Here is a 12,784-nt window from a genome sequence, read left to right as displayed (position 1 = left end):
CCGGCCTCATTTCACGCGCACCACGACCATCTTCTCCGCATCGCGGGCAAACAGCAGTCCGTTGGAAAACGCGGCGTGGCTGCGATGGCCGGCGCGGGTGATCTGGGAACTGCGGAGAAGATCAAATTTCTCAGGCGTGGCCTTGAAGATCCACAACTCACCAGACTCGGTGTGCAGGAGCAGTTTGTCGCCGACGAGAAGCAGGGTGCCGCCCTGAATGCGATCCGAGGCTTCCCAGGCGACTTTGCCATCGGCCACGGCGATGCAGCGTAGTGTCATGCCGCTCTCCTGGCGGCCATGCAGGCCATAGACGTGTCCGTCCTGATAAACGGGCGTGGTGTAGTGGCAGTCGAGCGTGTCGAGCTTCTTCCACAGGTTGGTCAGCTTGCCTTCGGTCTTGTTCCATTGCCAGAGGCCAGCGCCGACGTCGTAGGCGGCGGAAAAGAGCAGTTTTCCATCGCCACACGGCACGGGAGCGGCGGCGTTCACGGACGCGTCGATCTCGGCGCGGAAGAAATCTTCGGCCAGAAGCCTGCCGTCGTTGTTTCGCACCAGCACTACTCCAGAGCGGGTGAAGAACGCGCTAGTTTTCGGGCTGCCGGGCACGAGAATGGGCGATGAGTAGCTGGCTTCATCATTCGATGTCATCCACAGCAGTTTCCCGGTCTGCAAATCGAGCGCGATGATGCCCGCACCGCCCTTGCCGCCGACATTGAGCAGCACTTTGCCATCCGTGACGAGCGGAGAGCAGGCACGGCCGAAATATCCTTGCGGCGATTCGAGTTCGGCGACGGTGTCGTAGTCCCAGAGCAACTTTCCCGATTCAAAGTCGAGCGCCTGCACGATGCCTTCCGGACCGTGGGTGATGATTTTTCCATCGGCGATGCACGGCACGGCTCGCGGGCCGTTGTCGAAGCCGAAACTGTCGCGGTAGGTGGCGGGGTAGGACTGTTTCCAGAGTGGTTTTCCATCGGCCGTATCAAGCGCCTCGGTGACCATGTCGGCTCCCTGGCGATGGAACACGATCACTCGTCCTTTTGTGACGACCGGGCCAGCGTGTCCGCTGCCGAGTTTACGGCTCCAGAGGATTTCCGGCTCGGTGGCAGCGGTGACGGCGGCTTCGTCCTGCGCGGCGCAGTTGCGCTGCGGGCCGAGGAACTGCGGCCAGTCCCCGGCGTGAAGTGACATGGATGCGCAAAAGAGAAAAATGAGCGGGCGCATGAGCGGAGGAGTTTAGCTGACGAGGGAGAGGTTCGGATCGACATCGGCCTCCAGCGGCGAGGTGTGGCCGTTGTTGAAACGCTGCACGGCGGCAAAGGCAATCATGCCGGCATTGTCCGTGCAAAGATCAGGCCGTGCGAGCAGCAGTTGCAGGCCTTGTTTGGCGCAGCGTGTGGTGAGTGCTTCGCGCAGGCCGCGGTTGCAGCTCACGCCGCCGCTGACGGTCACGAGCGTCTCGCGGCTGCGTTTCGCGGCGATCACGAGTTTTTCGACGAGCACCTCGACAATCGCCGCCTGCACGCTGGCGCAGAGATCGGCGAGCGTTTGCTCGCTCTTCAGATCCAGTTTCGGCAACTCATAAAGCACGGCGGTCTTCAATCCGCTGAAGCTGAACTCCAGGCTGCTGCTGTCGAGAAAGCTGCGGGGGAATGCGAAGGCTTGCGGATCGCCTTGACGCGAGAGCTTGTCGATTTCGGGGCCTCCAGGGTAAGGAAGGCCGATCATTTTGGCGACTTTATCGAACGCCTCGCCCGCCGCGTCATCACGCGTGCGTCCGAGCAGTTCATAGCGGCCCACGCCATGCACGTGGACGAGCATCGTGTGGCCACCGCTGACGATGAGCGCGACGCATGGCCGCACCGGCCCGTTTCCATTCATGAAGGGCGAAAGCAGATGCCCCTCCATGTGATTCACGGCGAGAAAGGGTTTGTCTTCAGCGATGGCGAGCGCTTTTGCCATCGAGGTGCCGATGAGTAGCGAACTGACAAGTCCGGGGCCGTTTGTCGCGGCAAACGCGGCCATCTCATCGAGCTTTTTCCCTGCTTCGGCCAGAACCTGCTGCACGAGCGGGCGCACATGCAGGATGTGATTCCGGGAGGCGACCTCCGGCACCACGCCGCCATATTGACGGTGGATTTCAACCTGCGAGGCGATCCGGCTTGCGATCAAATCGCCCTCCAGCGTGCAGATCGCGGCGGCAGTCTCATCGCATGAGGATTCGAGGGCGAGCAGGCAGGGCTGGCTGCTCGATACTGGATGCTGGTTACTGGACATCGGGTGCCGGAATGGGGATGCCATCCAGAATCAAGGACCCAGAATCAAGCATTGAGTGAAAAAAGAAGCCGCCGTCCCCCGGTTGGGTAGGGAACGGCGGCGTGGATTCAGTTTCCTGTCAGATTAGTGCTTGTGACCTTCCTTGCAGCAGGCCTTGCCGTCTTTCGAGCAGCAGGAGGACTTTGCTTTGGCGTCGCACGTCGCACATGCCTTCTTGGTCGCGCAGGATGCGAGAAGCATCGAGGAAGCGGCGAGAAGCAGAGTGGCAATACGGATCATGTGAGTGATCAGGTGTAAGGTTGGATGTCAGCCGCTTTGGGCGGCAGATCACTTACTTGCCGACGACCGGGGGCGGCGGGGGCGGAGGAGGAGTCTGCTGGCAGGAGCTAAGGACGGCGGAGGCCGCGATGAGGGTGAGGATAGCGATTTTCATGTGTGTGTGTGGGTGTTAACCAGTTTGTTAAATCCCCATCCACCAGACTCCTGGCAGTGGGATTTTCTGAGCCTAACGACAACTTCTGTTTTTGCAAACAGCCAAATGCATTCTCTGCGAAAACACGCAAAGAAGGCTCAAAAGCAGGACAATTTCGAGCTTGCCAGAAGTTCAGGACACCAAATCAACCAAAGGGGCCGCTCGCGCCCAGTCCATAGGCCGTTCCCACGATCTCACCGTCCGCCTCATCGAAGAAGATCCGCAGCGGCCGGCAGCACACCTCGCAGTCATAGTCCACATCGCATGGAGCTTCATCAAACGAAGGCGCGGGAACCTCGAATTCCTGGAAACAGCTCGGGCAGGTGACGGGTGTGGTGTGCATCATGAAATGCGGATCATTTCAAACCTGCCAGAAACGCGATCACATCCGCCGCCTCCTGCGCGGTCATGCTTTGCAGCAGGCCCTCAGGCATCAGGGACATGGGCTCGACTTTCTGACTGCGGATTTGAGCGCGTTCAAAGATCTGCGGCTGCCCGGTGGGCACTTTGAGTGTCACGCTCTCGTTGCCGGGATTCACAACGAAGCCGGTTTGCACGCTGCCATCCTTTAAGGTGACGATCCACGTCTCGTAGCCCTTCGCGATGGCTTTCGAGGGCTGGTGGAGACTTTCGAGAATCTGCTCGCGGGTGAGCCGTGCGCCGACTTTGCTCAAATCCGGGCCGAAATCACGGCCGATGCCATTGATGATGTGGCAGGCGAGGCACGCGGCCATTTTGCCGGTCATGCTGACGAGTTCGGAGCCGCGCTTCGCATCGCCATTCGCCGCGAGGAGTTTTTGGGCGTCGAAATTCATGCCGAGGGTCTTCACACGCTGGTCGTGCGGCAGGAAGCGCTCGAAGTAGCAGGCGATTTCGGGATTCGCGTGTTTGGCGAGCGCGGGGTCAAATTTGGCTTGGTTTTTCGCGATTGAATTGGCGAGAAGCAGGGCGTCGGAAGGCGATTCGACTTTGGATGGGCGACGAGTCGTCGCCTCTCCCAAGATCCAGTCCCACAACACGCGAAAGCCGTGAGGATCTACCTCGCGCGCGCCGATCATCGGCATGTGGCCGTTTCCACTGCGGGCGATGCGGGCCAGCAGCACGCTTTGTTCTGGATGGCCGGGAGAGATGACGCGGGCGTCAGCCAGCGCCAGGTCACCGCGCACCGGCTTTTCATCGAGCATCATCGTCTCTGCGGTGGGCAGGTCCGCGTTCACCATGAGCTGCACGCTGCCGCCACCGTGGCGGCGGTGGCAGTGCGCGCAGTTGGCGTGAAGCCAGGAGCGGGCTTTGGCTTCGAGATCGGCCTTGTCATCATGACTGGAGACGAGGCGGTTCTTCAAACGTTCGAAGAAGGGGCCGTCGAAGAGCCCGGCGGCCTCGGATGCTTTCTTGCCGCCGATGTTCACCAGTTGATCCGGCTGAAAGCCCAGCGTGAAGCCTCCCCAGTTCGTGTGGCAGCGAGCACACTCGGCGCGGCCGTGGATACGCCAGGGTTGTTTGTCGATGGTGAACTCCTCGCCGTCAGGGGCGACAAGCTGCGCATCCGTGCCCGCGTCGTTCCAGCGATAGGAATAGCCGTTCCATGTCTCGCCATCGAAGTGGAGCACCTGAGTCTCGATCTTCTTCTCCAATGTGATCGTGCGTGCCAGGACAGACTCGGCGGGCCATTCGACTTTGTAGTTCGGTTTGTCCGGATTGCCGCTGGTGGTTGTCTTGATGCTTTTCCCTCCGGGCAAAGCCACAAATCGCGTCGCCTTCGCTCCGTCCTGCCACATCGGCTCAGCGATCTCGAAGGGCAAAACGCCGGCGGCGGGAGTTTGGGCGGCGGTGTCGGTGAAGAGGCCTGTTTCACTCAGCTTGCGCGGGAACTGGCTCGGTTTGCCGACGGCGGGATTTTTCGACAGGCGATAGATGCGCGTGTCTTTCTCCCAGTTCATCCAATACAGCTCACCGTCCTCGCTTTGACCGAAGGTGACGATCTTGTGTGGTGTGTCGGCGATTTCTTCGCGGCGCGTGACTTTTTGCCCATCATGCCAAAGCGCCCAGATTTTGCCGGTTTCGTAGTCGCCGTAGATGTAGGCGTCACGCAGCTCGGGAAAGCGGCTGCCATGATAAACATAGCCGCCGGTGATGCTGGCGGCCTCGGTGTGGGGATGGGCGGCCACGGGCGGGATGATGTGGCCCGGGCCTTTCGTCTCCGGCATGATGGGCTGGCTGGCTTCCATCGCGCTCCAGCCGTGATTGCCACCCTTCGGCACGAGATGAATCATCTCCCAGAGTTCCCAGCCGACATCACCGCACCAGAGGCGGCCTTTCTGGTCGAAGCTGATCTTCCACGGGTTGCGGAAGCCGAAGGCGTAGATCTCCGGGCGGGCATCCGGCGTCGTGAGAAACGGATTGTCCTTCGGGATGGCATACGCCTTGCCGTTTTCCTCGTGATCCACGTCGATGCGCAGGATGGAGGATAAAAAGTCGCTCAAGTCCTGCCCGGTCTTCAGCGAATCCGGCGGCGAAGGCGCGGTGGCGTCGCCGGTGGAGCAATAGAGCATGCCGTCGGGGCCGAACTGAATCGAAGCGCCGTTATGTCCGCCGCTTTGCCAGGTGAGCAGCACGGTTTCCGATTTCGGATCAAGCATCGGCGGCTCCTGCTGTGTGAGCTTGAAACGCGAGAGCTTGCTGCCATCGGGCACTTTGTCGCCATAGACGTAAGTGATAAACACGAGCCCGTTCTCACGCCACTTCGGATGAAAGGCGATGCCATAGGCATAGTTCAGGGCGGGATGATCCGGCTTCAGGTCGATGAGCAGGTCTTTCGAGGCGGCATCCGGCGAGTCTTTGAAGGTCCAGATTTTGCCATTTTTCTCCACGGCCGCGAAACGCCCCGCTCCGGGCATGGCGATCATCTCCAGTGCGTCATTGAGCGCGATCTGAGTGAAGACATGCTCCGGCACAAAGGGCTTCGGTGGCTCCGGGGAACCATGGATGCGGGAAGTGGTCCACTGGGCATGCGTGGCGGCGCAGAGCGTGAGAAAAAGGAAAACACGAAGCATGCGGCATGATGCGGCGGAGGCTCGCGCCCTGGCAAGTCTGAAATGGCGGTTGGCTCAAAGGCCCAGCATCGCGTCCGTCAGGCGCTGGCTGAGTTCGGAAACGACTTTTCCGTCGGTGTAGTGATTCACCATGAGTGCGTAGCAGAACTCCTCACCGGATTTGGTCTTGGCAAAGCCGGTGTAAGTCCGCACGCCGGACATCGCGCCGCCTTTCCAGCGCAGGCCGTCCTTGGAGAGCAGCGAGTCCTTGTAGTTCGCGCCCTGCGGCCCGGAACCAGCGAGAAATTGCAGTCGCGCGAGATCGAGCGGGCGGATGAAATCCGCACGGGCCAGTCCGCAGCCGTCTTCCATCCTGAGTCCGATGAATTCGAGGCCGCGTGCTTTCCAATGTTCGCGGATGACAGCATCGGGCGCTTTGCCAGCCTTCACGCCCAGCATGCGGAAGACGCATTCGGTCTCGTGATTGTCGGAGGAGGCGTGGATGCTCTTGATGATGGCAAGCAGGGGTGGTGACTCGTGTTTCAGCAGCTCGTGCTTCGGTTCAGCGGTGTTGGGACTGCCGCCGCCGATTTGAATGCCCTGCGCCCTGAGCAACTGGGTGAAATGATGCGTGATGAACCGCTCTGGATCAGGCACGGCTCCGTTCACACGGAATTTTTCGGCTTTGAGCGGCACAGTGCCTCGCAGATGAATCGCCGTGGTGCTCTCACCCCCGTGAATGACCACGCCATCGCCAGAATCTTCAGGACCGGTGATGACTTCGTTCTTCCATGCCACACCCGGAAGCTCCGTGCTGATGCCGAGCAGCACGGCTGGCGCGCCTACCGTCTCCCCGGCACGAAAGGCGAGCGTGTAGCGGTTGTGGTTGAGGTTCAGACCGCTCACGCCGCTGCCGTAGCCGTTGCCGATGTCGCCCCAGTTCCAGAAGTCGCCATAAAGGCTTCCTGGGAAAAGACGCGCATCGCCACGGATGTGGCCCGTGACCATGCGCAGGCCGCGTTTTTTTAATTCATCGGCCCAAGCCTGCAAATCGGCCATCGCCAGCATCGGATCGCCTCCGCCGACAATGATGAGATCGCCGCGGATGACACCTGCCTCGATGGGCGCGGTGGATTTGAGCGCGGTGGTGAAGTGGAAGTCGGGACCGAGAACTTCGAGCGCGGTGGCGGTGGTGAGTGTTTTGAGGCTGGAGGCGGGGATGAAGGACGTTTGCGCATGGTCTTCCATCACGACCTCGCCCTTCGAGTCGATGAGGCAGAAGCCGATGGCGGCTCCGGCGAGCGCTGGATTGGTGCGGGCCTCGTTCAGCAGTGCATTGATCGTCGGAAAGCGTGGCGGCGTCGGCGTGACGACGGGAGGCGTGATGACCTGCGGTGCGATAACAGGAGGTGGCTGTGGCTGCTCCCGGCGCGAAAGAAGCAGCGCCGTCAACGCTGAGGCGAGGAGCAGGATGAGGATGTTTTTCAGCATGGGCCGATGGTAGCGTGAAACAGTCTGCCGCCAAGCGAGGCGCTTGCGGTTTTGCCGCATACGGCCAGCTTCACCGCCATGAAGCCCGAAAAAGTGAAGTTCATGCTCATGGCGGTCGATATGAAACGCGCCGTGGCTTTTTACCGCGATGTGATCGGCCTCGAAGCAGTGTTTGTGAGCGAGTTCTGGACCGAGTTGCGTCACGGCGATGCGATCATCGCATTGCATGGCGGTCACGATGGCTCGCGCAATCCGACGGGACTCAGCTTTCAATACGAGGATGTGCTGGTGATGGCGGACACGATTGCGAAGGCGGGTGCGAAAATCCTGCAATCGCCTCAACAGCGGGAAGGTGAGCCGATTTTGCTCGGCGTCTTCCGCGATGCGGAGGGGAACGAGGTGTTCATCACGCAGTATGTCGGGTGAAGTCTGCAGGCTTGCTTACCATGCAGGAATACATAGTTTGTGTCCATGAAAGCGAAGAATGCGCCTGCCAGAACCAAGAAGCCGCCCGCAGTCGTCACGCGTCCTCGAATGACGCGAGCACTCGCGGAGCAGCGTGCGGTGGGTGACAGTCGTTTGCCGAAATTTGACGGTGTGAAGTTCATCCAAAGTCTGAAAAAATGAGGGTCTATGCGGACACTTCATGGTGGCTCGCCTACAAGTGCCGATGTGACCGCCACCACTTGAAAGCGGTGCGGATTTTCGACCGGTTGGAAGACTCGGAGTTTATCTGGACTCCCTGGCATCGCGTAGAGGTCTTCAACACACTGCGTCAGGCGGAACGGGCGGGTTTGGTGAATGCGGGAGATGCCCGCCGGATGATTCGCTTGCTGGAACAGGAAGTTCGCCTCGGCTACTGGACGCATGTCGAATTCGACTGGCGTGACGCCGTCCGAACAGCCTGCGAACTGAGCGCCAATCACGGCCTGAACATGCTCATTCGTGGCATGGACCTGTTCCATGTGGCGACTGCCATCGAGACCGACGTGGACGGGTTCTTGAGCTTTGATGCAGACCAAAATGCTCTCGCGGATCAGGCTGGGCTAACTGTTCTCTGATCTGCCTGCTGTATTGCACATTGCAGATGCCGGATTGCGGATTATCCAAAGCAGCCAAGATGCCCACCACCTTCATCCCCACGCTTGATGCCCTCCCGGCGCGCAAATCGCCGCTGATGGAGCGGTTTGCGGCGTTGCTGGAGCCGAAGGGGCCGGCGCAGATCGAGGCGATGGCGAAGGAATCGCAGATCATCACGCGGCGGAACTTTGGGCGGACGATGCGGCTGTTTGCGCCGTTGTATGTTTCCAATGAGTGCGTGAACAACTGCAGTTACTGCGGATTCTCGCGGGACAACAACGCGATCCTGCGTGTGACGCTGACAGTGGATCAAGTCGTGGCCGAGGCGAAGCATCTCGTGGCGCAGGGCTTTCGGAACATCCTGCTCGTGGCGGGGGAACATCCGCGTTTTGTGAGCGAAGGTTATCTGGAGGAGTGCATCCGGGCGCTGCGTGATTTGGTGCCGACGATTGGCATCGAGGTCGGGCCGATGGAGGCACCGGAGTATGAGCGCATGGTCAAGGCGGGCGCGGAAGGTCTCGTGGTGTATCAGGAGACGTATGATCGCGTCGTGTATGAGCAGATGCACACGGCGGGGCCGAAGAAAGACTGCGACTGGAGGCTGGCGTGCCCGGAACGCGGTTACGCAGGCGGATTTCGCCGCATCGGCATCGGCGCGTTGTTTGGCCTGAGCGACTGGCGGCTCGAAGCGTTGCGATTGGCGGCGCATTTGGAGCATCTTTATAAACACTGCTGGAAATCGACCTTCACCGTGGCGTTTCCGCGTTTGCGGCCTGCGGCGGGTGGATTCACGCCGATGACGGATTTTCCGGATTGGGCGCTGGTGCAGACGATCTGCGCGTTTCGCCTCACGTTCCCGGAAGTGGGCATCATTTTGAGCACGCGTGAGTCCGCGCCGCTGCGCGATGCGCTGGCACCGCTGGGCATCACGGTGATGAGCGCTGGCAGTCACACCGAGCCGGGAGGCTATACAGGCGCGGGGAACGATGATTTGCATCTCACCGTGCGCGGCAAACGCGTCGAAGTGGAGACGAAGGCCGAGACGAATCGTGCGGAAGGCCAGTTCGGCATCGCGGATCAGCGTTCGGCGCAAAGCGTGGCCGAGATGCTGCGCCGGAGCGGACTGGATCCCGTCTGGAAGGACTGGGATGCGTCGATCCTCGCGACGATGGTGGCCTGAGAGCTCAATGACGAAATCAGAATAAGGAATGATCCATTCTCCGTAGCATACTGCGAAGGATGAACGAATTTCTAATCCCATGAAGATCACTTTGAACGGAGAGAAGCGTGAGTTTGAAGCGCCGCAGACGGTGAAGTCGCTGCTAGCGGCCGTCGGTCTGGCCGGAAAGCCGGTGGTGGTGGAGCAGAATCAAGCCGCGCTGCTGCCTCGTGAGATTGAAACGGCCACGGTGAGTGATGGCGATGTGATCGAGATCGTGCAGATCACGGCGGGTGGGTAGCCGGTGGAGAGGCAACGATGTGATCGCGACAGTGCCCATCATGGCATGTGGGCACACACGCCAGAGTTGAGAACAATCCATCGCCTCGGATTGGATTCGTGTGTTAACGTCAAAAGCTCATCGTCGTTATGACCAAGCTGCTCCAATTCACATTTAGAAATCGTCGGCCCGGTGACATGTCGGATCCCTCTGTGTTTTGGGGCGATGACTATGAAAAGCTGATCAAAGCTTTTCCTGAATTCGTGGTTCCTGCCTCAGATCACAAGGTATCCCATTTTGGCATCAACCTGCCTGAAGGGCATCACAAGCTCGCCGAGGTCTTTGACTTTGTGAAAGAGGAATTTGGACTCACACCGATCTTATCCAGAACTCAACGGAAACAGGTTCCGGCCAACGACCTCCGTCATTTCACAGTCGATACCCGTTACGAATTCGATGAGCAGGACATCGAAAATGCAGCCTTTTTTATATATCATCTTTGGCGGAGTTCAAAAGGGATCGCAAACTCGGTCTTGCAGCTTGGCGTTATGAGTTTGAGAAGCCCCCGAGGAAACCTCTTCCGCTAATAGGCTATATGGAGGATGTGGCGGGGCGGATTTGCACGGATGCCGTGCGCGCGGAACTGGAACACGAAGGCTTTCTAGGGTTGGACTTCCTTCCCATCACCGTGAATAACGACCCGCGCTATCCTGATGGAGTCTTCTGGCGCATCTGGGCAAACCGCACCATGCCAAAAGTCACCATGCCGTTGTGTGACTTGGACGGCAAACCGGTAAAAGAAGATTACTCCACCGGTTGCATGCCGGACGAGATCATCGTCTATCAGACCATTCGGAAATACAAGGCTGCTGATCTCGCCGCGATGAACGGTACCGACTTTGCCCTCACGGCGGAGAAATGGGGATATCCAAAGTCCCGTGACCGGCGTGAAACGCTCGTCGTCTCCCAGCGATTTCGGCAGTGGTGCCTGAAAAAGAACGTACAAGCGGAGTGGACGCCGGTGATCGCTTTGCCGGAGTAAGTCGGACCTTTGCCAACACAATGCCTCACAGCCCCACATTCCCATACCCATGCCCGCTGGTGCAGAGGCGGAAGAGGTGGTTGCAGACTTCGTGGGCGGTGAGGATGCCGGTGCGGGGGAGCTGGTCGAAGTCGCCGATCAGGACAGGCCAGTCGCTGCGGTCTTCGGGGATGCGGCCGTGGGAGCCTTTGACGAGTGAGGCGTCGAGCGGGATAACGTCCATGAGCATGCGCTGGCCGAGGGCCTTCTTCGCGAGCTTGCCGGCGATCTTGAGCTTGGGCCACTTGAGCTGCGGATCGAGGAAGAGTTCGGCGGGGTCGTAACCGCATTTGCGGTGGATATCGACACAGCGAGCGAAGTCGGGGGCTTTGCGGTCGTCCTGCCAGTAGTAGTAGGTGAACCAGCTCTTGGCGTCGGCGATGGCGATGAGATCGCCGCTGCGCTCGTGATTGAGGCCGTGGAGATGTTTTTCCATCTTGCCGAGCACCTGGGCGACGCCGGGCGTGGCCTCCAGAGCGCCGCGTACATTGTTGAGGAGGCTCTGATCGTTCACATAGACGTGGGCGATCTGATGATCGGCGATGGCGAAGGCCTTGGAGCCGCCGAGATCGAGGGTTTCGCGGCCCAACTCGTCTTTGATGCTGAGCCAGCCGCGTTCGCGGAAGACGCGGTTCAGGTGGACGGGCTGCTCGACGTTGGTGATGCCGTATTCGGAGAGGAGGACGACCTTGATGTTCCGCGTCTCGTAGAAGCGGATGAGATCACCAACGACGTTGTCGATCTGGCGGAGGTCGAAACGAATTTTCTCCATGTCGAGGCCGACGCGCTGGAGGTTGTAGTCGAGATGCGGCAGGTAAACGAGCGAGAGGCCGGGCCAGTGCTTTTCCTCGATCCATTTGGCACTTTCGGCGATCCAGATGGACGATTTGATGTCGGAACCGGGGCCCCAGAAGCTGCGGAAGGGAAAGAGCCCGAGGTCTTTTTTGATGCGTTCCCGCAGCGGCATGGGCTGCGTGTGGATGTCGAACACCTTGCGGCCATCGGCGGGATAAAGCGGGCGCGGGGTGATGGCGATGTCTGCGGTGGAGTACATGTTGTACCACCAGAAGAGCTTCGCGCAGGTGAACTGCGGATCGACGCGGTGCAGCGCCTCCCAGAGCTTCTCGCCCTGCATGAGCTGCTCAGGCTGCTTCCAGAAGCGGTGCTCGGCGTATTCGCGATCATACCAGCCGTTGGCGACGGCACCATGATCACGCGGCAGACGACCGGTCAAGTAGGTGGCCTGGGCGGTGCAGGTGACGGCAGGGAGCACCGGCTCGATGAGCGTTGAGCGGTTGCGCTCCACGAAGGCACGGATCGCCGGGGTGTGTTCGCCAATGAGCCTCGTGGTGAGGCCGACGACGTTGAGGATCGCTGTCCGCTGCATGGATCAGAGTTTCAGGTTACAGGTTTAAAGTTTCAAGTTTCTCGCCGGGCATGAGTCGTCTCACCGGGACGAACTTGAAACCTGAAACTTCAAACTTGGAACTTCAGAGCAGCATCGCCACGATCACGTAGGCGATCTTGCATAGGTAGTGGAGCGCCTGGTCCTGGGTGAAGGAGGTCCAGTTCTCGCATTTGGCGAAGTCGATGATCCAGTGCAGGACGAATTCGACGACGCAGAGGATAAAGCAGCCGGTGATGGCCCAGACCGTGACCGCATGGATGAGGCAGTGCGCGCTCATGCACCACGGCCAGATTTCACGCGGGCGGGAGGGATCCTGGAGCTTGTAGAGCAGGTGGCGGTTTTTGCAGGTGGAGAGGAACTCGCCCTGCAGCGGGTAATCCATGAGCGCATGACCCGCAAAGAGCAGAAACAGGACCTGGATGACCTCCAAGGTAGTGTGCGGGGGAAAGGGCAACAGTCCGTGCATGAGATGGGTCTGGACAAGCAATGGGCCTGCCATGTGAGGAT

General features: G+C 59.8%; 14 protein-coding genes. 6 read left to right on the top strand and 8 right to left on the bottom strand.

The genetic code is table 11. The annotated features are described in order from the left end of the window. Positions 1–6: 6 nt before the first annotated feature. The 6 genes from ACILSE_RS04295 to dacB all read right to left on the bottom strand — a co-directional run bounded on the left by ACILSE_RS04295 (position 7) and on the right by dacB (position 7,269). The gene (locus ACILSE_RS04295) at positions 7–1,221 is read right to left on the bottom strand and encodes a PQQ-binding-like beta-propeller repeat protein (protein WP_395716119.1); all 1,215 of its coding nucleotides are present in this window, start codon (positions 1,219–1,221) and stop codon (positions 7–9) included. Between the two features lie 12 nt (positions 1,222–1,233). After that, positions 1,234–2,274, bottom strand: a complete 1,041-nt coding sequence (tsaD, locus tag ACILSE_RS04290; RefSeq protein ID WP_395716118.1) for a tRNA (adenosine(37)-N6)-threonylcarbamoyltransferase complex transferase subunit TsaD — start codon at positions 2,272–2,274, stop codon at positions 1,234–1,236. 123 nt (positions 2,275–2,397) lie between these two features. Beyond that, complete coding sequence (locus ACILSE_RS04285) at positions 2,398–2,553, bottom strand: hypothetical protein (RefSeq protein ID WP_395716117.1); 156 nt, start codon at positions 2,551–2,553, stop codon at positions 2,398–2,400. A gap of 338 nt (positions 2,554–2,891) precedes the next feature. Beyond that, positions 2,892–3,092 carry a CPXCG motif-containing cysteine-rich protein gene (locus tag ACILSE_RS04280; RefSeq protein ID WP_395716116.1) on the bottom strand — a complete coding sequence of 67 codons (201 nt, stop codon included), beginning with the start codon at positions 3,090–3,092 and terminating at the stop codon, positions 2,892–2,894. A gap of 10 nt (positions 3,093–3,102) precedes the next feature. Beyond that, entirely contained in the window at positions 3,103–5,799 is a 2,697-nt protein-coding gene (locus ACILSE_RS04275) for a PQQ-dependent sugar dehydrogenase (RefSeq protein WP_395716115.1), read from the bottom strand. A 54-nt stretch (positions 5,800–5,853) separates the two neighbouring features. Then, a complete protein-coding gene (gene dacB / locus ACILSE_RS04270) occupies positions 5,854–7,269 on the bottom strand; it encodes a D-alanyl-D-alanine carboxypeptidase/D-alanyl-D-alanine-endopeptidase (protein WP_395716114.1) in 1,416 nt (471 codons plus the stop codon). A 78-nt stretch (positions 7,270–7,347) separates the two neighbouring features. On the opposite strand from dacB, the gene ACILSE_RS04265 reads away from it, so the two are divergent. The 6 genes from ACILSE_RS04265 to ACILSE_RS04240 all read left to right on the top strand — a co-directional run bounded on the left by ACILSE_RS04265 (position 7,348) and on the right by ACILSE_RS04240 (position 10,830). Beyond that, complete coding sequence (locus tag ACILSE_RS04265; protein WP_395716113.1) at positions 7,348–7,695, top strand: VOC family protein; 348 nt, start codon at positions 7,348–7,350, stop codon at positions 7,693–7,695. Positions 7,696–7,892: 197 nt separating this feature from the next. Further along, a complete protein-coding gene (locus tag ACILSE_RS04260) occupies positions 7,893–8,330 on the top strand; it encodes a type II toxin-antitoxin system VapC family toxin (RefSeq protein WP_395716112.1) in 438 nt (145 codons plus the stop codon). A gap of 59 nt (positions 8,331–8,389) precedes the next feature. Further along, on the top strand, positions 8,390–9,529 hold the full coding sequence (gene thiH / locus ACILSE_RS04255; protein ID WP_395716111.1) for a 2-iminoacetate synthase ThiH: 1,140 nt from the start codon (positions 8,390–8,392) through the stop codon (positions 9,527–9,529). Positions 9,530–9,608: 79 nt separating this feature from the next. Continuing rightward, a complete protein-coding gene (gene thiS, locus ACILSE_RS04250; protein WP_294390653.1) occupies positions 9,609–9,809 on the top strand; it encodes a sulfur carrier protein ThiS in 201 nt (66 codons plus the stop codon). Between the two features lie 128 nt (positions 9,810–9,937). Beyond that, positions 9,938–10,375: a hypothetical protein gene (locus tag ACILSE_RS04245; protein WP_395716110.1), complete on the top strand. Its 438-nt coding sequence runs from the start codon at positions 9,938–9,940 to the stop codon at positions 10,373–10,375. A 101-nt stretch (positions 10,376–10,476) separates the two neighbouring features. Further along, the gene (locus ACILSE_RS04240) at positions 10,477–10,830 is read left to right on the top strand and encodes a hypothetical protein (RefSeq protein WP_395716109.1); all 354 of its coding nucleotides are present in this window, start codon (positions 10,477–10,479) and stop codon (positions 10,828–10,830) included. 25 nt (positions 10,831–10,855) lie between these two features. Here ACILSE_RS04240 and ACILSE_RS04235 read toward each other — a convergent pair whose 3' ends face one another. Continuing rightward, the gene (locus ACILSE_RS04235; RefSeq protein ID WP_395716108.1) at positions 10,856–12,256 is read right to left on the bottom strand and encodes an alkaline phosphatase family protein; all 1,401 of its coding nucleotides are present in this window, start codon (positions 12,254–12,256) and stop codon (positions 10,856–10,858) included. Between the two features lie 103 nt (positions 12,257–12,359). After that, entirely contained in the window at positions 12,360–12,743 is a 384-nt protein-coding gene (locus ACILSE_RS04230; RefSeq protein ID WP_395716107.1) for a DUF3307 domain-containing protein, read from the bottom strand. Positions 12,744–12,784: the final 41 nt, after the last annotated feature.

Origin of the sequence: Prosthecobacter sp. (assembly GCF_044236155.1) — a bacterium.
Lineage (GTDB): Bacteria > Verrucomicrobiota > Verrucomicrobiia > Verrucomicrobiales > Verrucomicrobiaceae > Prosthecobacter.
This window is presented reverse-complemented; position numbering and strand designations above follow the sequence as displayed.